Source organism: Streptomyces sp. NPDC101234, from assembly GCF_044767525.1.
In the GTDB taxonomy this organism is placed as follows: Bacteria; Actinomycetota; Actinomycetes; order Streptomycetales; family Streptomycetaceae; genus Streptomyces; species Streptomyces sasae.
Window position 1 is genome coordinate 18,928 of the sequence record NZ_JBIWOA010000016.1, and the last position, 20,877, is coordinate 39,804.

The 20,877-nt window shown below is 72.0% G+C and carries 18 protein-coding genes; 10 read left to right on the forward strand and 8 right to left on the reverse strand.

Annotation, left to right across the window (positions count from 1 at the left end; translation table 11 throughout):
* The first annotated feature begins 57 nt into the window (after positions 1 to 57).
* Positions 58 to 1,281: a saccharopine dehydrogenase family protein gene (locus ACIRR9_RS27765; protein WP_403757015.1), complete on the forward strand. Its 1,224-nt coding sequence runs from the start codon at positions 58 to 60 to the stop codon at positions 1,279 to 1,281.
* A gap of 114 nt (positions 1,282 to 1,395) precedes the next feature.
* Entirely contained in the window at positions 1,396 to 1,650 is a 255-nt protein-coding gene (locus ACIRR9_RS27770; RefSeq protein WP_384555758.1) for a WhiB family transcriptional regulator, read from the forward strand.
* On the opposite strand, the gene ACIRR9_RS27775 is transcribed toward ACIRR9_RS27770, so the two are convergent.
* From ACIRR9_RS27775 to ACIRR9_RS27790, 4 genes are read right to left on the reverse strand one after another with little or no spacing between them, the layout of a single operon-like run.
* Positions 1,643 to 3,502, reverse strand: coding sequence for a sensor histidine kinase (locus tag ACIRR9_RS27775; protein WP_403757019.1), 1,860 nt, complete (start codon positions 3,500 to 3,502; stop codon positions 1,643 to 1,645). The genes ACIRR9_RS27770 and ACIRR9_RS27775 overlap by 8 nt on opposite strands.
* Entirely contained in the window at positions 3,499 to 4,197 is a 699-nt protein-coding gene (locus ACIRR9_RS27780; protein ID WP_123971429.1) for a response regulator transcription factor, read from the reverse strand. The genes ACIRR9_RS27775 and ACIRR9_RS27780 overlap by 4 nt, the downstream gene beginning before the upstream one ends.
* Positions 4,198 to 4,216: 19 nt before the next feature.
* Positions 4,217 to 4,960, reverse strand: a complete 744-nt coding sequence (locus ACIRR9_RS27785; protein WP_403757023.1) for a L,D-transpeptidase family protein — start codon at positions 4,958 to 4,960, stop codon at positions 4,217 to 4,219.
* 41 nt (positions 4,961 to 5,001) lie between these two features.
* Positions 5,002 to 6,417 carry a M1 family metallopeptidase gene (locus ACIRR9_RS27790; protein ID WP_403757025.1) on the reverse strand — a complete coding sequence of 472 codons (1,416 nt, stop codon included), beginning with the start codon at positions 6,415 to 6,417 and terminating at the stop codon, positions 5,002 to 5,004.
* 170 nt (positions 6,418 to 6,587) lie between these two features.
* Here ACIRR9_RS27790 and ACIRR9_RS27795 point away from each other — a divergent pair, with 170 nt between their 5' ends.
* Positions 6,588 to 6,935 carry a DUF488 domain-containing protein gene (locus ACIRR9_RS27795; RefSeq protein ID WP_403757028.1) on the forward strand — a complete coding sequence of 116 codons (348 nt, stop codon included), beginning with the start codon at positions 6,588 to 6,590 and terminating at the stop codon, positions 6,933 to 6,935.
* A gap of 13 nt (positions 6,936 to 6,948) precedes the next feature.
* Here ACIRR9_RS27795 and ACIRR9_RS27800 read toward each other — a convergent pair whose 3' ends face one another.
* Both ACIRR9_RS27800 and ACIRR9_RS27805 read right to left on the reverse strand, forming a co-directional pair.
* Positions 6,949 to 8,622 (reverse strand): FAD-binding dehydrogenase, encoded by a 1,674-nt coding sequence (locus ACIRR9_RS27800; protein WP_403757031.1) that lies wholly within the window; start codon positions 8,620 to 8,622, stop codon positions 6,949 to 6,951.
* 13 nt (positions 8,623 to 8,635) lie between these two features.
* Positions 8,636 to 9,262 carry a TetR/AcrR family transcriptional regulator gene (locus ACIRR9_RS27805; protein WP_403757034.1) on the reverse strand — a complete coding sequence of 209 codons (627 nt, stop codon included), beginning with the start codon at positions 9,260 to 9,262 and terminating at the stop codon, positions 8,636 to 8,638.
* 115 nt (positions 9,263 to 9,377) lie between these two features.
* Between ACIRR9_RS27805 and ACIRR9_RS27810 the strand changes: the two genes are divergently transcribed.
* The 3 genes from ACIRR9_RS27810 to ACIRR9_RS27820 all read left to right on the forward strand — a co-directional run bounded on the left by ACIRR9_RS27810 (position 9,378) and on the right by ACIRR9_RS27820 (position 12,090).
* Entirely contained in the window at positions 9,378 to 10,004 is a 627-nt protein-coding gene (locus ACIRR9_RS27810; RefSeq protein WP_403757037.1) for an alpha-ketoglutarate-dependent dioxygenase AlkB, read from the forward strand.
* 87 nt (positions 10,005 to 10,091) lie between these two features.
* Positions 10,092 to 10,844: an MBL fold metallo-hydrolase gene (locus ACIRR9_RS27815; RefSeq protein ID WP_403757040.1), complete on the forward strand. Its 753-nt coding sequence runs from the start codon at positions 10,092 to 10,094 to the stop codon at positions 10,842 to 10,844.
* Between the two features lie 10 nt (positions 10,845 to 10,854).
* Complete coding sequence (locus ACIRR9_RS27820) at positions 10,855 to 12,090, forward strand: DUF4032 domain-containing protein (protein ID WP_365338821.1); 1,236 nt, start codon at positions 10,855 to 10,857, stop codon at positions 12,088 to 12,090.
* Between the two features lie 25 nt (positions 12,091 to 12,115).
* Here ACIRR9_RS27820 and ACIRR9_RS27825 read toward each other — a convergent pair whose 3' ends face one another.
* Positions 12,116 to 12,985, reverse strand: coding sequence for a universal stress protein (locus tag ACIRR9_RS27825; RefSeq protein ID WP_403757043.1), 870 nt, complete (start codon positions 12,983 to 12,985; stop codon positions 12,116 to 12,118).
* A gap of 190 nt (positions 12,986 to 13,175) precedes the next feature.
* Here ACIRR9_RS27825 and ACIRR9_RS27830 point away from each other — a divergent pair, with 190 nt between their 5' ends.
* The 4 genes from ACIRR9_RS27830 (at position 13,176) to ACIRR9_RS27845 (ending at position 19,656) form a co-directional block, all read left to right on the forward strand.
* Positions 13,176 to 14,852: an FAD-dependent oxidoreductase gene (locus ACIRR9_RS27830; RefSeq protein ID WP_403757046.1), complete on the forward strand. Its 1,677-nt coding sequence runs from the start codon at positions 13,176 to 13,178 to the stop codon at positions 14,850 to 14,852.
* Positions 14,849 to 16,321 (forward strand): ATP-binding protein, encoded by a 1,473-nt coding sequence (locus ACIRR9_RS27835; protein WP_403757048.1) that lies wholly within the window; start codon positions 14,849 to 14,851, stop codon positions 16,319 to 16,321. Before ACIRR9_RS27830 ends, ACIRR9_RS27835 begins: the two co-directional genes overlap by 4 nt.
* A complete protein-coding gene (locus tag ACIRR9_RS27840) occupies positions 16,318 to 16,671 on the forward strand; it encodes a UBP-type zinc finger domain-containing protein (protein WP_365338879.1) in 354 nt (117 codons plus the stop codon). The genes ACIRR9_RS27835 and ACIRR9_RS27840 overlap by 4 nt, the downstream gene beginning before the upstream one ends.
* 114 nt (positions 16,672 to 16,785) lie before the next feature.
* Positions 16,786 to 19,656, forward strand: coding sequence for an AAA family ATPase (locus ACIRR9_RS27845; RefSeq protein ID WP_403757051.1), 2,871 nt, complete (start codon positions 16,786 to 16,788; stop codon positions 19,654 to 19,656).
* 13 nt (positions 19,657 to 19,669) lie between these two features.
* Here the strand turns inward: ACIRR9_RS27845 and ACIRR9_RS27850 are convergent, their stop codons facing one another.
* Positions 19,670 to 20,815 carry an SGNH/GDSL hydrolase family protein gene (locus ACIRR9_RS27850; RefSeq protein WP_403757477.1) on the reverse strand — a complete coding sequence of 382 codons (1,146 nt, stop codon included), beginning with the start codon at positions 20,813 to 20,815 and terminating at the stop codon, positions 19,670 to 19,672.
* Positions 20,816 to 20,877 lie beyond the last annotated feature (62 nt).

Here is a 20,877-nt window from a genome sequence, read left to right on the forward strand (position 1 = left end):
TTCCGGCCAGGGCGCCCCGTACTCGACCTCGCACTCTGTTCGAGAAGGAGATTCGCCATGCGTGTACTGCTCGTGGGAGCCGGTGGTGTGGGCACCGCCGTCACCCGGATCGCGGCCCGCCGTCCGTTCTTCGAGGCGATGGTGGTGGCCGACTACGACCCGGCACGGGCCGAGGCGGCCGTGGCGGCCGTGGCGGCCGTCGGTGACGACCGGTTCCTCGCCGAGCGCGTCGACGCCGGTGACGAGGCGGCCGTGGCCGCGCTGCTCGCCCGGCACGACTGCGACGTACTGCTCAACGCCACCGACCCGCGTTTCGTGATGCCCCTGTTCCGGGCCGCGCGCAAAGCCGGGGCCGCCTATCTCGACATGGCGATGTCGCTGTCCCGGCAGCACCCCGGACGGCCGTACGAGGAGTGCGGGGTCAAGCTGGGCGACGAGCAGTTCGCGCTGGCCGGGGAGTGGGAGCAGGCGGGTGCGCTCGCCCTGGTGGGCATGGGGGTGGAGCCCGGTCTGTCGGACGTGTTCGCCCGGTACGCGGCCGACGAGCTCTTCGACGAGATCGACGAGGTCGGCATCCGTGACGGAGCGAACCTGACGGTCGACGGCTACGACTTCGCGCCCTCCTTCAGCATCTGGACCACCATCGAGGAGTGCCTCAACCCGCCCGTGGTGTACGAGAAGGGGCGTGGCTGGTTCACGACCGAGCCGTTCAGCGAGCCGGAGGTGTTCGACTTCCCGGAGGGGATCGGGCCGGTCGAGTGCGTCAATGTGGAGCACGAGGAGGTGCTGCTCGTGCCGCGCTGGGTGGACGCGCGGCGTGTCACCTTCAAGTACGGGCTGGGCCGGGAGTTCATCGAGACGCTGAAGACGCTGCACCTGCTGGGCCTGGACAGCACCGCCCCGGTGGCCGTGCCCGGCCCGGACGGCCCGGTCGCGGTCTCGCCCCGGGACGTGGTGGCCGCGTCGCTCCCCGACCCGGCGACGCTGGGCGGGCGCATGCACGGCAAGACCTGCGCGGGCACCTGGGTGCGCGGGACGAAGGACGGGCGGCCGCGCGAGGTGTATCTCTACCACGTGGTCGACAACCAGTGGTCCATGACGGAGTACGGTTGTCAGGCCGTGGTGTGGCAGACGGCCGTCAACCCGGTCGTCGCCCTCGAACTCCTGGCCACCGACGCGTGGTCGGGCTCGGGCGTCCTCGGCCCGGAGGCGTTCCCGGCCCGCCCGTTCCTCGACCTGCTGACCGAGTACGGCTCGCCCTGGGGCCTGCGCGAGCAGTGACCGCCCGCGCATTCCAAGGGACTTGGCCGTTTCGACCACGCCCGCTGCGGTGACCCGGATCCGAGCAACGCGCACCCGAAACGGCAGAGTCGACTTGGAACGCAGGTGACTTCGATGGATGACTGGCGAGAGCACGCCGCATGCCGCGCCGAGGACCCCGACCTCTTCTTCCCGATCGGCACGACCGGCCCGTCACTGCACCAGACGCGGCGGGCGAAGGCCGTCTGCGAGCGCTGCCCGGCCCAGGAGCCGTGCCTGCGCTGGGCGATGGAGACCGAGCAGACCGTCGGCATCTGGGGCGGTACGACCGAGGCGGAGCGCCGGCTGCTGGCCCTGCGGAGGCAGACGGCCGCGCGCCGGTTCAGCTGACGTCGGCCGGCTCGGCCGCCCCCGGCAGCCGCAGGGTGAACTCGGCGCCCTTGCCGGGTTCGCTGCGTACCTCGGCGGTGCCGTCGTGGGCAGCCATCAGGTGCCGCACGATCGGCAGGCCCAGGCCGCTGCCCCCGGTGCGCCGGCTGCGGGACTTCTCCGCGCGCCAGAACCGCTCGAAGACGTGCGGCAGGTCCTCCTGCGCGATGCCCTGCCCGGAGTCGGTGACGGTGAGGACGACGTCGTCGCCGTCCCGGCGGGCGGCCAGTGTGACGGTGCCGTCGGCGGGGGTGTGCCGGATCGCGTTGGAGACCAGGTTGCCCAGCGCCTGCCGCATCCGCACCGGATCGGCGTCGAGCCAGGCGGTGCCGTCGGCATCGGTCAGCAGGGTGACCCGGGCCGCGTCGGCGGCGACCCGGTGGGCGGCTGCGACCTGGTCGAGCAGGTCGGCGGCGCGGACCGGCTCACGGTGCACACGCAGGGTGCCGGCGTCGGCGGCCGCCAGGTCCTGGAGGTCGTCGATGATCCGCTGCAGGACGAGCGCCTCCTCGTGCAGCGAGGACAGCAGTGCCGGGTCGGGGTCGACGACACCGTCCCGGGTGACCTCCAGCCAGCCCCGGATGTTGGTGAGCGGGCTGCGCAGTTCATGGGCGATGTCGCTGACCATCGCCTTGCGCTGCTCCTCCAGGCGTTCCCGGCGCTCGGTGAGGTCGTTGAACGCCTCGGCCAGCAGTCCGGTCTCGTCCCGGGTCCGCACCGGCGCCCGGACGTGCAGTTCGGGCGGCTGCTGCGCGGCGAGGGTCAGCGCGCGCAGCGGTCGTACCAGACGGGTGGCGACCACCGCGGTGACGGCGACCGTGACGGCGAGGACCAGGCCGGCCGCGCCGACGATCCTGGCCTTGTTGGCCCGGGACATGTCGAAACGGGGCGCGGCCTGGTCGCCGATGCCGAGGAAGAGTTCGGCGGCGGGGGCCACATACGGTTCGAGCTGGATGCGCCGGGCGTTGGTGACGCAGTTCTTCGCGGTCTGGTCCGTCCCCCGCTCGGCCCCCTTCTTGGTTACGAGGAAACCGCCGGAGACCGGGTTGCGTCCCGTCGTGTCGTAGGTGAGGGAGAGCGGGCCTCCGAGGTCCATGTCCCTGGCCTGGAGGCAGGGGCGGGCCAGGTCCGTCAGCGCGGTGAGCGCCCTGGTCTCGGTCGAGGTCGGGGAGTCGAGCGCGTCTCTCGTCTCTGCGGTCGACTCGCCGTAGAAGTTGCCGCACCCGATCTTGATTTCGAGGGGTGCGTCCCTCTCGTCGTCGACGACGACATGCGGCCGCCCGCTCGGGGTGTGCTGGACGGTGACCCCGATGCCCACGCGGTCGTAGCACTCCTGCACCTTCTTCGCGACCGCGTCCAGCTTCTCGCGCTCCGGCGCGGTCAGCCGGAACGGGCCCACCGCACGCGGGTCGATGCCGCTGAGCTGGGCGCCGAGTTCGGTGTAGGTGTCGGTGTGCAGGGGGTCCACGGCTGCGGCCGGCCGGGGTGGCAACGGGGTGCCCTGGCCTGCCGAGTCGGCGATCAGCGTGCGGTCGGCGGTGGTCAGCGCGATCCTGCGGCCGGTCTTCGCGGCCAGCGTCCGGACCGTGCGCCGGACCCCGGTCCAGTCGGGATGGACGGCCGCGTAGCCGCTCAGCTGCGCGAGGATCCTGTTGTCGGCGGCGAGGTCCTGCCCCTGCTCCTCCTCCAGCGCGCTGGTGGTGGTGGTCACCGCGAGCCAGGCGGTGGCGGCCACCGAGCACACGGCGATCAGCACCGAGGTGAACAGCAGCCGCACGAGCAGCCGTTTGCGCCACGGTATCCGGGGCTTCACGGCCGGCCGCCGCTCAGCTTGTAGCCGACCCCGAACACGGTCACCAACCGCACCGGCCGCCGCGGATCGGCCTCGATCTTCCGGCGCAGGTTCATGACGTGGACGTCGACGGCCCGTTCGGTGGAGGCCCGGTCGAATCCGCTGGTGCACTGCAGCAACTGCCGCCGGGTGAACACCCGGTCCGGCTCCCCGGCCATGGCGAGCAGGATCTGGAACTCGGCCGGGGTCACCTCCACCGGCACCCCGTCGCAGCGCACCTCGTGCCGCACGGGATCGACGCTGATCCCGGCGGCGGTCACGGCGGGTTCCTCCCGCACCTCCGCGGCCCGCCCGCTGCGCCGCAGGACCGTCCGGATCCGGGCCATCAGCTCCCGAGGGCTGTACGGCTTGGTCATGTAGTCGTCGGCACCCAGCTCCAGGCCGAGCAGCACGTCGTCCTCGTCGGAGCGGGCGGTGAGCATCAGCACCGGGATCTCCGGGTCGCCGCCGCGCAGCACCCGGCACACGCCGAAGCCGTCGATCACCGGGAGCATCAGGTCGAGGACGACGAGGTCGGGCCCCAGCCGTCGGGCCGCGTCCAGCGCCGCGGCCCCGTCGTGGACCACGGTCGCGGTATGGCCCTCGGCCAGCAGGGACCGCCGGATCAGCTCGGCCTGCATCTCGTCGTCCTCGGCGACCAGCACATGTGCGCACACGGGTTCGGATCCTAAGCGCCTACTGCGCGAGCCAGTCGGCATATCCCATGACGACGACCGGATGCCGGTTCGGGTCGAGCGTGCGCAGCAGCTCCTTCATATGCGCCTTGGCGACACTGACGCACGCGTGCGTCGGCCCGCCGTGGTCGACGTGCAGCCAGACCCCACCGCCGCGCTTCGAGCCCATCGGCCGGGTCCAGTCGAGCGGTGAAGTGCCCGGCTGACGGTTGTAGTTGATGGCGACGACATAGTCGAAGGAGCCCTCCAGCGGCTCGCCCTCGAAACCGGTGCCGGGCGAGCGGAAGCCGTAGGACTCGTGGTAGGGCAGCCTGCTCCCGGGGTCGGTGAGCAGGCCCCCGGCGTCGGTCAGTCCGTAGACGCCGACGGGTGAGCGCAGGTCTCCGGCGAGGTGGTGCTCACTCCAGCCGTCCCTGCCGTTGTGCGCGGGCCAACTGGCGCCGGGCTGCCAGGTGTCGTCGTCCCGCTCGTACAGGACGACGGTGGAGAGCGGGGAGTCCTTGCCCCGCCCGCCGGCGACGACGACCTGTTCCGCCCGCTCGGGTATCGCGGCCGTGGTCCTGGGCCCGAGCCCCGGTATGCCCTGGGCCCGCGGGCTGGAGCTGCTCTCGGGTGTGGGGGTGGCCGTCGTCCGCGCCGCCCGGTCGTCGTCCGACCGGCTCGGCGCGGCCTCGGCGCCTCCCCCGCAGCCCGAGAGCAGGAGGGGGGAGGCGAGGAGGGCGACAGCGGTTCTGCGTTGGATCATGAAACGAGGGTGACCGAGATTTGTAAGGAAGTGGTCAGGATTCAGGCCTGGTTCGGCTTGCCCTTCTCGTACAGCCACGTCTGGAACAAGGACCCGAGGTCCCTCCCCGACTTCCCCTCAGCCAGCTTCACGAACTCCGCAGTCGTCCCGTGCCCGTACCGGTGCTCGCTCGCCCACGCACGCAGGATCCGGAAGAACACCGGGTCCCCCACGGCCTTGCGCAGCTCGTGCAGCGCCATCGCGCCCCGCGCGTACACCGGTGTGCCGAAGATGTTCGCGCCGCTCCCCGGATCCGCGGGCGGATACGCCCACAGCTCGTCGCTCGCCGGCCTGGCGTACAACGCGTCGAACGACTTCTGCGCGCTGTCGCCCCCGTGCTGCTCGTTGTACAGCCACTCCGCGTACGTCGCGAAACCCTCGTTGAGCCAGATGTCCTTCCAGGCGGTCAGCGAGACGGAGTCGCCGAACCACTGGTGGGCGCTTTCGTGCACGAGGGTGTCGAGGTCGGGCGCGGAGTCGTAGAGCGGCCGACTCTGCGTCTCCAGCGCGTAGCCAACGCTCGGCGCGTGGTCGACGATCGCCCCGGCGGACCGGAACGGGTACGGCCCGAACAGCTTGCTCTCCCACTCCAGCACCGACGGCAGTTTCTTCAGCACGGCCGCCGACCCGCTCGCCTCCCTCGGGTCGACCGCGTTGTACACCTTGATCCCGTCCCGGGTGGTGTACTGCTCGACCTTGAACTTGCCGACCGTGGCGGTGGCGAGATACGCGGCCATCGGCTCGCTCTGCCGCCAGCGGAAGGTCGTCCGGCCCTGTGCGGTGTGCTGCCCGAGGAGGACGCCGTTGGCGACGGCCGTGCTCCCCTTGGGGACGGTGACGGTGAAGTCGTACGACGACTTGTCCTTGGGGTGGCTGTTCGCCGGGAACCAGGTCATCGCGCCCTGCGGCTCCCCGGCGACGAACGCGCCGTCGTCGGTGGCGATCCAGCCGTCGGCCGAGCCGTCCGGGTCGGTGACCTGCTTGGGCGTGCCGTTGTAGCTGACGGCGACCTGGAACTCCCGGCCCTTCGCCGGCGCCCGCGACGGTGTGACGACGAGTTCCTGTCCGCTGCGGCTGAAGTGCGCCGTACGTCCGTCGACCGTCACCCGGGTGACCTTCAGGCCGTTGAGGTCGAGGTCGAAGCGGGTGAGCTTCTCGGTGGCACGGGCCGTGAGGACGGCCTTGCCGTCGAGGTGGCGGGAGGAGATGTCGTAGCGGAGCGTCAGGTCGTAGTGGCTGACGTGGTATCCGCCGTTGCCGCTGAGCGGGAAGTAGGGGTCGCCCGCGCCCGAGGCTCCGATCGTGCTCGCCGAGGCCGGTCCGGCGGCGGCGAGCAGGGCCGCCACGGCGACCGGGACGGTGGCGAGGACGGCCTCGCGGCGGAGGACCGCGGTCCGTCTGCGGTTGGCAACCTGCACATTCGCTCCTTGAGGGGGTGGCCGATGATCAATCGCAAGCCCACAGACTAGGCGGCGGGCCGACGCGGCTCCCCCCTCATTCAGGTCAAGTCGCGCCGCGTCGGCGGCCGCTGCCACGGGCCCGCCGCGTACGCTCACCGCACCGTCACCGAGCCGAGGGGTGCCCGACCGTGAGCGTGCGCGTCCGCAGGATCTACGAACCGCCCGAGCCGGCGGACGGGGTACGGGTCCTGGTGGACCGGCTGTGGCCGCGCGGGATGTCCAAGGAGGACGCGCACGTCGACGAGTGGCCGAAGGGGCTGACACCGTCGAACGAGCTGCGCCGCTGGTTCCACGAGGGCGGGTCCTACGAGGAGTTCACCCGCCGTTACGAGGCGGAGCTGGACGCTCCCGAGGCCGCCGAACTCCTCGACGGCCTGCGGAAGACGGCCAGGAACCACAAGGTGACACTGCTCACCGCGTCGAGGACGCCCGAGGAGAGCCACGCCAGTGTGCTGGCGCGACTCCTCACGGAATGAGCCACGACGTGGGCTAGGCCGTCTGCTTCGCCGCCGCCCGGCCCGCCGCCCGGCCCGAGAACAGGCAGCCGCCGAGGAACGTGCCCTCCAGCGCGTTGTAGCCGTGCACACCGCCGCCACCGAAGCCGGCCACCTCGCCGGCCGCGTACAGCCCGCCGATCGGCTTGCCGTCGGCGCCGAGGGCGCGGGAGTCCAGGTCGGTCTGGATGCCGCCGAGGGTCTTGCGGGTGAGGACGTGCAGCTTGACGCCGATCAGCGGTCCGGCCGCGGGGTCGAGGATGCGGTGCGGGGCGGCGACCCGGCCGAGGCGGTCGCCGATGTAGCGGCGGGCGTTGTGGATGCCCTGGACCTGGGAGTCCTTGCTGTAGGAGTTGCCGATCTGGAGGTCGCGGGCGACGATCTGGCGGCGTACCTCGGCCGCGTCGAGGAGTGCCTTGTCGGTGAGCCCGTTCATCTTCTCGACGAGCTGGTCCAGGGAGTTCGCGGTCACGAAGTCCGCGCCCTTGTCGAGGAAGGCCTGGACCGGGCCGGGCGCGCCCTTGCCGAGCAGCCGGTCGCGGAGCACGGCCTTGCGGTCCTTGGCGGTGATGTCGGGGTTCTGCTCGGAGCCGGAGAGCGCGAACTCCTTCTCGATGATCTTCCGGGTGAGGACGAACCAGGAGTGGTCGTACCCGGCGATGTCCTCGGTGGTGCGCAGGTACTTGAGGGTGCTGAGGGTGTCGTACCCCGGCAGGCAGGGATCCGGGAGGCGGCGGCCCAGGGCGTCGAGCCAGATCGAGGACGGGCCGGGCAGGATGCGGATGCCGTGGCCGGGCCAGATGGGGTTCCAGTTCTGGATGCCCTCGGTGTAGTGCCACATCCGGTCGCGGTTGACCAGGCGGACGCCGGCCTCGGCGCTGATGTCCAGCATCCGGCCGTCCACGTAGGCGGGGACGCCGGTCACCATCTCGGCGGGGGGTGTGCCGAGACGTTCCGGCCAGTAGCGGCGGACGATGCCGTGGTCGGCGCCGATGCCGCCGGTGGTGACGACGACGGCCTGGGCGGTGAGTTCGAAGTCGCCGATGCGGTCGCGGTTGGAGGCGACACCGCGCGCCGAGTCGTCGGCGGCCAGGACCGTGCCGCGCACCCCGCGTGCCGCGCCGTCCTCGATGACGAGTTCGTCCACCTGGTGGCGGTGGTAGAAGGTGAGCAGTCCGTCGCGGGCGGCCTGCTTGGCGTACCGGGCGAAGGGCTCGACCACACCGGTGCCGGTGCCCCAGGTGACATGGAAGCGGGGGACGGAGTTCCCGTGCCCGTCGGCCCGCAGGTCGCCGCGCTCGGCCCAGCCGACCGTCGGCAGCAGGCTGATGCCGTGGCTCTGCAGCCAGGGCCGCTTCTCCCCCGCCGCGAACTCGACATAGGCACGGGCCCAGCGCACCGCCCAGGAGTCCTCGTCGTCCTTGCGGTCGAACTGCGCGCTGCCCTGCCAGTCGCTCCAGGCGAGGTCGAAGGAGTCCTTGATGCCGAGGCGGCGCTGCTCGGGCGAGTCGACGAGGAAGAGCCCGCCGAAGGACCAGAACGCCTGGCCGCCGAGGTTGGCGGCGTTCTCCTGGTCGACCAGGGCGACGCGCCTGCCCCTGCTGGTGAGTTCGTGCGCCGCGACCAGGCCGGCGAGGCCGGCTCCGACGACGATGACGTCCGCGTCCATGGCGACGCCTTTCTTATCCGAATCGGGTGCTGCCGTCGGTCAGCAGCGCGGTGAGCAGTTGTTTGAGCCAGGCGCGGGCCCGGTCCACGTCCTTGTCGAGCAGCAGTTGGACGGTGACCCCGTCGTACGCGGCGACCACCGCGTGGGCGGCGCCGTCGACGTCCCCGAGCACCGCGGGGATCGGGGTGTGGCCGCGGGCCCGGACGAGCCGGTCGGCGATGGCCTGCCGCAGCCGGGCGCGGTGGTCGAGGAGGGCCTCGGCGACGGCCGGGTCCCGGGCGGCGTGCACCAGGAAGTCGCTCTTCACCAGCAGCCAGTCCACGTCCAGCAGCAGTACGTCGGTCACCCGGTCCACGGAGGCCGGCACGTCCAGGTCGGGTGCGTCGCCGGCGAGCGCGTCGGCGACCTGCCGGGCGATCAGGTCGGCGCGGTCCCGGTAGAGGGCGAAGAACAGCTCGTCGAGGGTGGCGAAGTTGGAGTAGAAGGCGCCCCGGCTGAACCCTGCGGCCTCGCAGACCTCCTCGATGGAGACCCGCCCGAAGCCTTTGGCCGCGAACACGGTGAACGCGGCGTCCAGCAGCCGGGCCCGGGTCTGCCCCCGGCGCCGGGTCACACGCTGGGGCCCACCGTCCACCGCCATGTCCTGACCTCCGTTCGATACAGGAATGTATCGGATACATGAACGTATCGAAAGGGCCTCGCACCTCCGGTGAATGAATAAGAACAGATTTTCGATTAAGGAGTAAGCTGGCTTCATGGCCACGCACCTCCAGGGCTCCCTGTTCGACCAGACCGACGCGCTGCGGCTCGGCCCCCTCGACGGCATCGGCCGTACCGAGCTGGGCTCCGGCGCCTGGATCGACGTGCTGCCCGGCTGGCTGAGCGGCGCCGACACGCTCTTCGAAGAGCTGGCGGCGGACGTCCCCTGGCACGCCGAGCGCCGGCAGATGTACGACAACGTCGTGGACGTACCGCGGCTGCTCGCCTTCTACGGTGCGGCCGACCCGCTCCCGCATCCCGTCCTCACCGAGGCCCGGACCGCGCTCACCCGGCACTACGCCGACGAGCTGGGCGAGCCGTTCACCACGGCAGGGCTCTGCTACTACCGCGACGGCCGCGACAGCGTCGCCTGGCACGGCGACCGGATCGGCCGGGGCGCCCGCGAGGACACCATGGTCGCGATCCTCTCCGTAGGCGCACCCCGCGATCTGCTGCTGCGCCCGCTGCGCGGCGGCCCCTCGGTCCGGCGCCCGCTGGGACACGGGGATCTGATCGTGATGGGCGGCTCCTGCCAGCGGACCTGGGAGCACTGCGTACCGAAGACGACGCGCGCGGCCGGCCCGCGGATCAGTGTCCAGTTCCGGCCGCAGGGGGTGCGGTGACCCCGGTCCCCGGCAACGGGTCCACCGCTCCGTGTGGTTGGCTGTCCTCCGTTTCGATCTGCACCAACGGGCGAGCCGGAGAGATCAATGCGGGCCGAGGTCCACGAAGTCGGCAAGGGCACCTATCTGGTGCACGGACACCACACCAACTGGGTGATCCTGAAGGACGGTGACGCCGTCACACTGGTGGACACCGGCTACCCCGGGGACCGGGAGGGGCTGCTCGGCTCCCTCGCGGAGGTGGGCAGTTCACCGGAGGCGGTCACGGCCGTCCTGATCACGCACGCGCACAACGACCACCTCGGCTCGGCCGAGTACCTGCGCGACGCGCACGGCACCCCGGTCTATCTGCACGAGGCCGAAGTGCCGCACGCGCGGCGGGACTTCCTCCAGCAGGTGGCGGTCGGCGACGTGCTGAAGAACGCCTGGCGGCCGGGTGTGGTGCCCTGGCTGGTGCACGTCATACGGGTCGGCGGCACCGAGCAGCACCCGGTCACCGCGCCCGAGGCGTTCCCGGTCTCCGAGGGCAGCGCCCTCGACCTGCCGGGCCGGCCGGTCCCGGTGCACACCCCCGGCCACACCGACGGGCACACCGTCTACCACCTGCCCGACGCCGGCGTAGTGATCTCCGGCGACGCCCTGGTCAGCGGCCACCGCACCTCGCGCATCGAGGGCCCGCAGCTGCTGCCCGACATGTTCCACCACGAGCGCGCCCGCGCGGTGGCCTCGCTCGACCTCATCGCGGCCCTCGACGCCGACGCGCTGCTGCCCGGGCACGGGCCGCTGCACCGGGGGTCCGTGAAGGCGGCCGCCCAGCAGGCCCGCGAACGCGCCGTCTAAGGTTCGGGCCATGGCTTTGCAGATCAGCGCCACCAACCCGGAGCACCCCGCGCTCCTGCTCGAACTCCCCTGGGACGTCCCGCTGGAGGAGTGGCCCGAGGACTACCTCGTGCCGCTCCCCCGCGGTATCTCCCGGCACGTGGTGCGCTACGCCCGCGCGGGCGACGAGGTCATCGCGGTGAAGGAGCTCGCGGAGCGCCCGGCGCTGCGCGAGTACGAGCTGCTGCGCGACCTGGACCGGCTCACGATCCCCGCGGTCGACCCGCTCGCGGTGATCACGGGCCGTACCGACGCGGAGGGCGCCCCGCTGGAGTCGGTGCTGGTCACCCGGCACCTGGGCGGCTCGATGCCGTACCGCTCGATGTTCGAGACGACCATGCGCCCGGCCACCATGCACCGCCTGATGGACGCCCTGGCGGTGCTGCTCGTACGACTGCACCTGGCCGGGTTCGCGTGGGGCGACTGCTCACTGTCCAACACCCTGTTCCGGCGGGACGCGGGCGCCTACGCGGCGTATCTGGTGGACGCCGAGACCGGCGATCTGCATCCGCAGCTGAGCAACGGGCAGCGGGAGTACGACCTCGATCTGGCCCGGGTGAACATCAGCGGGGAGCTGCTCGACCTGGAGGCGTCGGGGGCGCTGCACCCGTCGCTGGACCCGATCGAGTTCGGGTTCGAGATCTGCACCCGGTACGGCGAGCTGTGGGAGGAGCTGACCCGCACCTCGGTGTATCCGGCGGGCAAGTACCACTACATCGAGCGCCGGATCCGGCGGCTGAACGACCTCGGGTTCGACGTGGCCGAGATGCAGATCGAGCACTCCTCCAACGGCGACACCGTCACCTTCGTGCCGAAGGTCGTCGACGCCGGCCACCACCAGCGCCAGCTGCTGCGGCTGACCGGCCTGGACGCCGAGGAGAACCAGGCCCGGCGGCTGCTGAACGACCTGGAGAGCTGGATGGCCACCCAGGACGACTACGCCCCGGGCGACCCCCTCGCCGCCCGCCCCGAGGTGCTGGCCCACCGGTGGGTGCGGGACGTCTTCCGCCCCACCGTGCGAGCCGTACCCCTGGAGCTGCGCGGTTCCATGGACCCGGCCGAGATCTACCACGAGCTGCTCGAACACCGCTGGTACCTGTCCGAGCGGGCGCAGCACGACATAGGCCTGGACAAGGCGGTCGAGGACTACATCGAGAACGTGCTGCCGAAGGCACGGGAGACCCTGGAGCCGGTCACCCCGGAATGAGCCCCGGGGTAAGCCCTGAAGCGGGTCAGTCGTGCGGCACCACGGCCACCGGGCAGTCGGCGTGGTGCAGCACCCCGTGCGCGACCGAGCCTATGCGCGCGCCGACCGCCGTACGGTGGGCGCGCCGTCCGACCACCGTCAGCTGGGCCCGCCCGGCCTCCGACAGCAGCACCTGTCCGGCGCTGCCCATCTCCACGTGCTCGGCGACCGGCACGTCCGGGAACCGCTCCCGAAGCGGTCGTACCGCCTCGGCCAGTGCCTTCTTCTCGTACGGTTCCAGACCGCCGGCCTCGTCCAGCAGCTTCATCGAGCCCGGGCTGTAGGCGAAGACCGGCGGCAGGGTCCAGGCCCGGACGACCCGGACCGTGGCCCGGCGGACCGCCGCCGTCCGGAACGCGAACTCCAGCACCGCCGCGCTGTCCTCGGGCCCGCCCTGCTGGCCCACGACCACCTCCCGGCCGGCGGCCTCCGCCGTGGGCCGGTCCCCGGCGCGCACCAGCACGACCGGGCGGGCAGCCTCGGCGATCACCTGCTGGCCGACGGAGCCCAGCAGGAACCCGACGACCCGCCCGTGCCCGCGCGAGCCCAGCGCCAGCAGCTCGGCTCCGGCCGCCGCGTCGACGAGCACCTCGACCGGGCCGCCCTCCACGACGTCGACGCTCACCGAGAGGTCCGGATGCCGCCCGGTGACGGCCCGCACCGACTCGGCCACGCCCTCGGACACCCACCCGCGCTGGGCCTCCCGGTCACCGCCGAGCGCCTCGTGCTCCTCGTACCGCCAGGCATGCACCACTCTCAGCGGCAGCCCCCGGCGGACCGCCTCCCGGGCCGCCCAGTCCAGAGCGGCGAGGCTCTCCTCCGTACCGTCGACCCCTGCCGTGATCGGGCGTGTCATGCACCGGCCTCCTCGTCGGTTCCGTGTGTGCGTGATCAGTCTTCCGCACTGCGGGGTGCGAGGTGGGCACGGGCGTACAAGAGCGAAGGCGGGCGATCGAACATACGATGGGCGGGAACCGGTGCGGTCGGCGCGCTCCTCCCGGAGGGCCCGCCGTCCCGTGGAACCAACGGCTCGGGGTGGGAGACGTATGGCACAGGCTGCCGACGCAGCACGGACCGTCATCATGACCGTGGACGACGACCCGGGGGTCTCCCGTGCCGTCGCCCGGGACCTGCGACGCCGTTACGGGGCGTCCTACCGGATCGTGCGCGCGGAGTCCGGGGAGTCGGCGCTGGACGCGCTGCGCGAGCTGAAGCTGCGCGGCGACCTGGTGGCGGTGATCCTGGCCGACTACCGGATGCCGCAGATGAACGGCATCGAGTTCCTGGAACAGGCCCTGGACGTGTATCCGGGTGCGCGGCGGGTGCTGCTCACCGCATACGCGGACACCAACGCGGCGATCGACGCGATCAACGTCGTGGATCTGGACCACTATCTGCTCAAGCCCTGGGATCCGCCCGAGGAGAAGCTGTATCCCGTGCTCGACGACCTCCTTGACGCCTGGCGGGCCAGCGACTACAAGTCGGTGCCGGCCACCAAGGTCGTCGGGCACCGCTGGTCGGCCCGGTCCTCGGACGTGCGGGAGTTCCTGGCCCGCAACCAGGTGCCGTACCGCTGGTACTCGGTCGAGGAGCCCGAGGGACAGCGGCTGCTGGCGGCGGCCGGGGTCGACGGGGACCGGCTGCCGCTGGTGATCACGCCGGACGGCACACCCCTGATCGAGCCGGAGGCTCCGGAGCTGGCCGCGCATGTGGGGCTGGCGACGACACCGACGGCGGACTTCTACGACCTGGTGGTGATCGGCGGCGGCCCGGCCGGGCTCGGCGCGGCGGTGTACGGGGCCTCGGAGGGGCTGCGGACCGTGCTGGTGGAGCGGTCGGCGACCGGCGGCCAGGCCGGGCAGAGCTCGCGCATCGAGAACTACCTCGGCTTCCCGGACGGGGTGTCGGGGGCCCAGCTCACCGACCGGGCCCGGCGGCAGGCCGCCAAGTTCGGCGCGGAGATCCTGACCGCGCGCGAGGTCACGGGACTCGAGGTCACCGGAGGCGCGCGGGTGGTGCGCTTCAGTGACGGCTCGGCGGTCGCGGCGCACAGTGTGATCCTGGCGACCGGTGTGCAGTACCGGCAGCTGGAGGCGGACGGCTGCCTCGACCTGACCGGGTGCGGGGTCTACTACGGCTCCGCGCTCACCGAGGCGACCGCCTGCCAGGGCCAGGACGTGTACATCGTCGGCGGCGCCAACTCGGCCGGCCAGGCCGCCATGTACCTGTCCCGGTTCGCCAAGTCGGTGACGCTGCTGGTACGGGGCGCCGACCTGTCCGCCTCGATGTCGTACTACCTGATCCAGCAGATCAACGAGGCCCCGAACATCTCGGTGCGCAGCCAGACGGTGGTCGACGCGGCGCACGGCGCCGGGCGCCTGGAGAACCTCACCCTGCGCCATGTGGAGACCGGCGACCGGGAACAAGTCGAGGCACAGTGGATGTTCGTGTTCATCGGGGCGGCGCCGCTGACCGACTGGCTCGGCGACACCGTGCTGCGCGACGGACGCGGGTTCATCCTTGCCGGACCCGACCTGACCGCGGACGGACGGCCGCCCGCCGGCTGGGAGCTGGACCGGCCGCCGTACCACCTGGAGACCAGCATTCCCGGCGTGTTCGTGGCGGGCGACGCACGCGCCGAGTCCGCCAAGCGTGTCGCGTCCGCCGTCGGAGAAGGAGCCATGGCAGTGATGCTCGTCCACCGGTATCTGGAGCAGTCATGAGCGGGCAGCTGATGCCGTGCAGCCCCCATGAGATCGGCGCGCTGTTCCTGTTCGAGAAACTGGAGCCGGCGCAGATGGGGCGCCTGTGCGCCGCGGGCCGGGTGGAGCTGTTCCAGCCCGGTCCGGTGTACACCGAGGGTGACCCGGCCACCTGTTTCTTCGTGATGATCGAGGGCACGGTGGTGCTCTCCCGCCGGGTCGGCGGGGACGACGTCGAGGTCACCCGGACCTCGCAGCCCGGGGTGTACGCGGGCGCCATGCAGGCGTACATCGGGGACCGGGTCCGGCAGGTCTACAACAACTCGATGCGGGTGACCGAGCCGACGCGGTTCTTCGTGCTGCCGGCGGACACCTTCGCGGAGATCATGCAGGACTGGTTCCCGATGGCCGTCCATCTGCTGGAGGGCCTGTTCTTCGGTTCGAAGAGCACCCAGGCGGCGATCGGGCAGCGCGAACGGCTGCTGGCGCTGGGCTCGTTGTCCGCCGGGCTCACCCACGAGCTCAACAACCCGGCCGCGGCGGCCGTGCGGGCCACGTCCACGCTGCGCGAGCGGGTGGCGAAGATGCGGCACAAGCTCGCGATCATCGCCGAAAGCCCGTTCTCCCGGGAGCAGTTGGCCGGTCTGATCGAGATCCAGGAGCGCACGGCCGAACGGGTCGCCAAGGCCCCGGCGCTCAGCCCGCTGGAGGCCTCGGACCGCGAGGACGCGCTCTCCGACTGGCTCGACGACCACGGCATGGAGAACGGCTGGCAGCTCGCGCCGACGTTCGTGCAGGCCGGGCTCGACGTCGACTGGCTGGAGCAGGTCGCCGCCGCCGTGGACGAGGAGATCCTGCCGAACGCGGTCGGCTGGCTCAACTACACCATCGAGACCGAGCTGTTGATGTACGAGATCGAGGACTCCACGACCCGGATCTCCAACCTCGTCGACGCGGCCAAGCAGTACAGCCAGCTGGACCGGGCACCCTACCGGGTGGTGGACGTGCACGAACTCCTCGACAGCACCCTGCTGATGCTGTCCGCGAAGACCGGACAGAACATCGAGGTGGTCAAGGAGTACGACCGTACGGTCCCGCCCGTCCCCGCCTATCCCGCCGAGCTCAACCAGGTGTGGACCAACCTCATCGACAACGCGGTCTGCGCGATGAAGGGCGAGGACGGCGGCGGACGCGGCACGCTGACCGTGCGGACCGCGCTCGACCACGACCAGTTGCTGGTCGAGTTCCGGGACACCGGGAGCGGGATCGCGCCGGAGATCAAGGGCCGGATCTTCGATCCGTTCTTCACCACCAAGCCGGTGGGCCAGGGGACGGGGCTGGGCCTCGACATCTCCTGGCGGATCGTCGTGAACAAGCATCACGGCACCATGCGGGTGGAGTCGGTGCCGGGCGACACCCGGTTCCAGGTGCTGCTTCCGCTGACCGCCGAGACGCCCGAGGCATCCGAGACAATTGTGGAGACGGTATGAGTGGCGACGCCGCGATCGACCCGAACGTTGCGCCGAGCGGCGACGGGTGTGTGGAGTGCGACGAGGCGGGTGGCTGGTGGTTCCATCTGCGGCGGTGTGCGCAGTGCGGGCACATCGGGTGTTGCGACGACTCGCCCGCGAAGCATGCGACGGCGCATTTCCATGCCAGCGGGCATCCGATCATCCGTAGCTACGAACCGGGCGAGGGGTGGTTCTGGAACTTCGAGACGGAGGAATTGTTCGAGGCCGGGCCGGAGTTGGCGCCGCCGGTGAGTCATCCTGCGGACCAGTCCGTGCCGGGTCCTGCGGAGCGGGTGCCGGAGGACTGGGCTCGGGTGTTGCGGGGTTGAGTGCCTAAGGGGGGTGGGGTTCTGTGAGTGTGGCGGCTGCGGGTGCGATGTGGCTGGTTGCGCAGTTCCCCGCGCCCCTGGGTTTCTTGAGTGGGCGCCTGTCAGGATGTGGGCGTGTCGCAGAGATCGTTTAACACTCCGCTGATCGGTCGGGACGACGAGCTCACCCGCCTTGACGGGGTGCTTCGCCATGCCCGGAACGGCAGTGGGCAGGCCCTGTTGCTCGCCGGGGACGCGGGGGTCGGCAAGACGCGGCTGCTCGACGAGGTCGTGGTTCGGGCTGCCGCGGCCGGGGCCACCGTCGTCGCCGGGCACTGTGTCGATCTCGGTGATGTGGGGCTGCCGTATCTGCCCTTCACCGAGATCCTCGGGGTGCTGGCCGCCGACGGGCGGTATGCGGACGTACTCGCCGCGCATCCGGTCGTCGACCGGCTGCTCGGTGCCGCGTCGGACTCCTCGCGGGACGCGGATGCCCGGCTGCGGCTCTTCGAGGGGGTCGCCGGGCTGTTCGCGGATCTCGCCGCGGCCGTGCCCCTGCTGCTGGTCCTGGAGGATCTGCACTGGGCCGACCAGTCCTCCCGGGATCTGCTGCGTTTTCTGCTGAGTCGCGGTGTGCTGCCCCGGCGGCTCGCGGTGCTGGCTTCGTACCGTGCGGACGATCTGCACCGGCGGCATCCGTTGCGGCCGTTGCTCGCCGAGCTGGTACGGCTGCCCGCCGTGGAGCGGCTGGAGTTGCGGCCGTTGGCGGATGCCGAGGTGGCGCGGCTGGTGCGGGCACTGGAGGAGCGGCCGCTGCCGGAGGCGACCGTGCGGGACATCGTGGAGCGGGCCGAGGGGAACGCCTTCTACACCGAGGAGCTGGTGGCCGCCGCCGACGCGGACGGCATGCCCACCGGGCTCGCCGATCTGCTGCTCATCCGGGTCGAGCAGTTGTCGGAGACGGCCCAGCAGGTGCTGCGGACGGCCGCGGTGGCCGGGCGCCGGGTCGGTCACGATCTGCTGCGGGACGCGGTCGGGATTCCGGAGGAGGAGCTGGAGTCGGCGCTGCGGGAGGCCGTCGGGCGGCAGCTGCTCGCCCCGGGCGACGGGGACACCTACGCCTTCCGGCATGCCCTCGCACGTGAGGCGGTCTATGCCGATCTGCTGCCCGGGCAGCGGTCGCGGCTGCACGGGACGTTCGCGAGGCTGCTCGCCGCCCGTGGCGGCGGGGCGGAGACGGCGGCGGAGCGGGCGCACCACTACCGGGAGAGCCACGAGCTGCCCGAGGCGCTGGCCGCGTCGCTGGAGGCCGCCGATCACGCGCGGCGGATGGGCGCGCCCGCGGAGGAGCTGCGGCACCTGGAGACGGCCCTGGACCTGTGGCCGACGGTGGAGTCCGACGGGCGGCCCTCGGGTGAGGGGCTCGACCCGGTGACATTGACGCTGCGGGCCTCGGCGGCGGCCGCGCACGCCGGTGAGGTGCACCGGGCGGTGTCCCTGACCCGGTCCGCGCTGGCCGGCACCGGGCAGGACGCGGATCCCGAACTCGCCGCCCGGGTGCGGTACACGCTTGCCGGGAACCTGATGACCGTCGACAACCTCGCGGCCGCGTTCGCCTACAGCAGCGAGGCACTGGCGATGATCCCCGCCGACCCGCCGTCGCGGACCTGGGTGTGGGCGGCGTCCACCCATGTGATGGCAGCCCGGCAGGTCGGGGACGACGCCACCGCGCTGCGGGTCGCCCGGCAGGCTCTGGAGGTCGCCGAGCGGATCGGCGCCACCGCGGCCCGGGCCGACCTGCTGATCTCCCTGGCCCGTCTCGAAGGCGGCGGCCGCGGCACCGGGAAGGCGCGTGAACTGCTGCGGGAGGCGACGGAGTTGGCCCGGTCGGCCGGGGACGCGCCGGTGGAGATGCGGGCTCTGTACAGTCTCGCCATCGGCTGCTTCGAGACCGGTGGGTTCCAGGAGTGCCTGCCGTGGATCACCAAGGGCCTGGACCTGGCCCGGCGTTCGGGGCTGTTGTCCTCTCCCTATGCCTCGGAGATGCGGTATCTGCGGCTGCTGGTGCTGTACACGCTGGGGCAGTGGGACGAATGCGTGCGCGCGGCCGGCGCGGACCCGATGCCCGGATTCGCGAAGGGGCCCGCGCTGTACGTCGCGTTGGCCCGGGGTGAGTCGGCTGTGGTCGAGCGGGCCGGGGCGCTGCTCGGGGAGCCCTTCGACTGGATGGGCCGGCTCGTCGGGGGCATCGTGCTCACCGACGCGGCCGCCTGGCGGGGTGACGCGGAGGAGGCCGTGGCGCGGATGCGGGCGGCGGTCACGGCGCTGTCCGACGAGTCGGGCCGGGCGCCGTACGTGACGGTGCGGCTGGCGGCGCTCGCGCTGGCGGCGGTCGCGGACCGGGCCGTGGAACTGCGCGGCAGCGAGGGCGGGAGCCGTTGGACGGCCGTCGCCGACGAGTTGGTGGAACTGGCCCGTACCACGGCCGCGCGGCAGGGTCCGGAGGGGCAGGCCTGGCTGGCGCGCGCCGAGGCGGATCGGACCCTGGCCGTGTCCGGGCCGGACGCGGCGGCCTGGGAGAAGACGGTGGCCGCGTTCGCGTACGGCGATGTGTACGAGCGGGCCCGTGTCCGGCTGCGGTACGCCGAGGCCCTGCTGGCCGAGGGCCGGCGGGCGGAGGCGGAGGAGCAGGCGGGCGCGGCACGGGAGACCGCGGTGGCGCTGGGCGCGGTGCCCCTGCTGGAGCGGCTTGACTCCCTGGTGCGCCGGCCCGCGCGGGCCGACCGGGTCTCACCGCTCACCGCCCGCGAGCAGGAGGTGCTGCGGCTGCTGGCGCTCGGCCGCAGCAACCGGCAGATCGGCGAGGCGCTGTTCATCACCGGCAAGACGGCGAGTGTGCATGTCTCCAACATCCTCGCCAAGCTGGGTGCGGCGAGCCGTACGGAGGCGGTGGCGATCGCCTATCGCGAAGGCCTGATCACCCCGGAGCCGACGGCCCAGGGGTGATCGGGACGGTGCTTCAGCGGTTGTCGCAGTTCAGGCCGGCCAGGTCGACCGAGTCGGCCATGGCCGCCATCCCCTTGTCGTTGGGGTGGATGTGGTCGCCGCCGTCGAGGAACGGCAGCATCCGGGCCTGGTCGTAGGGGCTGCGCAGGATCCGGTCGAAGTCGGCGGTCCCGTCGAACTCCCCGCTGGTGCGGATGTACCGGTTCACTTCCTGCCGGACGGCCTCGCCCGCCGGGTCCCATTCCGACCAGCCCTCGAACGGCCCGACGGTCGAGGCGACCACGCACTTGCCGGCCGCGTGCGCCCGCCGGACGATCTCGCGGTACCCGGCGATCAGGTCGGCCGCGGTGACCCCGGTGTGGGCCTTGATGTCGTTGACCCCCTCGAAGAGGAAGACGGTACGGACGCCCGGCTGGCTCAGGACGTCCCGGTCCAGCCGGTTGAGGGCGGCCTGCCCGGCGCCGTTCGCGAGGACCTTGTTGCCGGAGATGCCCTCGTCGGCGACGCCCTTGACCTCGGTGTGCGCCTTCTGGAGCCGGCGGGCGAGGTAGTCGGGCCAGCGGCGGTTCTGGTCGGTGGTGGACGCCCAGCCGTCGGTGATGGAGTCGCCGAGCGCCACCACGGCTCCGGTGGCCGGGTCGGACGGCCGTACCGAGACGGCGTCCAGGTACCACCAGGAGCCGGTGGTGTCCGTCCAGTTGGCGGCGCTCTCCTCGGCGGTGTGGTCGCCCTGGTCGGTGTACGAGGTCTGCATGGCCATCCAGTGGCCGGTGCCCGGGCCTGCCGCGTCCGGGCTGTGCAGGCTGACGACCAGATTGCTGCCGGCGGGCAGTTTGCCGGGCAGCGGGTCGCTCCACGCGGTGGTGCCCGCCGGCACGGTGACCGTGCGGGCGCCGCCGAAGGTGAGCCGCTTGTTGCTGCCCGGCTTGAGGGCGGCGCCCTGGCTCTGGAGGCCGGCGTAGACGCTGTCCAGGGTCAGCGGGCGGTCACCGAACGCGTTGGAGAGCCGCACCCGCAGGCCGCTGCCGGCGGCACTGGTGTGCACCACCAGCCGGTAGCCGCGGTCCGCGGATCCCTCTCCCATCTGGTCGGCGCTGGCCCCCCAGGTGACGACGTCGTGCCGGGCGGGCGCGGCGGCCTGGGAGCCGGGCTCCCACATGAGGGCCGCCCGGGCGGGCCCGGTCTGGCAGGCGACAGTCGCCAGTAGGACGGCGGCGAGGC

What these genes read in the sequence shown, in the direction of transcription:
- ACIRR9_RS27765 (WP_403757015.1), top strand. Translation starts at nt 58, where the DNA reads ATGCGTGTACTGCTCGTGGGAGCCGGTGGTGTGGGCACCGCCGTCACC.
- ACIRR9_RS27770 (WP_384555758.1), top strand. Translation starts at nt 1,396, where the DNA reads ATGGATGACTGGCGAGAGCACGCCGCATGCCGCGCCGAGGACCCCGAC.
- ACIRR9_RS27785 (WP_403757023.1), bottom strand. Translation starts at nt 4,960, where the DNA reads ATGATCCAACGCAGAACCGCTGTCGCCCTCCTCGCCTCCCCCCTCCTG.
- ACIRR9_RS27800 (WP_403757031.1), bottom strand. Translation starts at nt 8,622, where the DNA reads ATGGACGCGGACGTCATCGTCGTCGGAGCCGGCCTCGCCGGCCTGGTC.
- ACIRR9_RS27805 (WP_403757034.1), bottom strand. Translation starts at nt 9,262, where the DNA reads ATGGCGGTGGACGGTGGGCCCCAGCGTGTGACCCGGCGCCGGGGGCAG.
- ACIRR9_RS27810 (WP_403757037.1), top strand. Translation starts at nt 9,378, where the DNA reads ATGGCCACGCACCTCCAGGGCTCCCTGTTCGACCAGACCGACGCGCTG.
- ACIRR9_RS27815 (WP_403757040.1), top strand. Translation starts at nt 10,092, where the DNA reads ATGCGGGCCGAGGTCCACGAAGTCGGCAAGGGCACCTATCTGGTGCAC.
- ACIRR9_RS27820 (WP_365338821.1), top strand. Translation starts at nt 10,855, where the DNA reads ATGGCTTTGCAGATCAGCGCCACCAACCCGGAGCACCCCGCGCTCCTG.
- ACIRR9_RS27825 (WP_403757043.1), bottom strand. Translation starts at nt 12,985, where the DNA reads ATGACACGCCCGATCACGGCAGGGGTCGACGGTACGGAGGAGAGCCTC.
- ACIRR9_RS27830 (WP_403757046.1), top strand. Translation starts at nt 13,176, where the DNA reads ATGGCACAGGCTGCCGACGCAGCACGGACCGTCATCATGACCGTGGAC.
- ACIRR9_RS27835 (WP_403757048.1), top strand. Translation starts at nt 14,849, where the DNA reads ATGAGCGGGCAGCTGATGCCGTGCAGCCCCCATGAGATCGGCGCGCTG.
- ACIRR9_RS27840 (WP_365338879.1), top strand. Translation starts at nt 16,318, where the DNA reads ATGAGTGGCGACGCCGCGATCGACCCGAACGTTGCGCCGAGCGGCGAC.
- ACIRR9_RS27850 (WP_403757477.1), bottom strand. Translation starts at nt 20,815, where the DNA reads ATGTGGGAGCCCGGCTCCCAGGCCGCCGCGCCCGCCCGGCACGACGTC.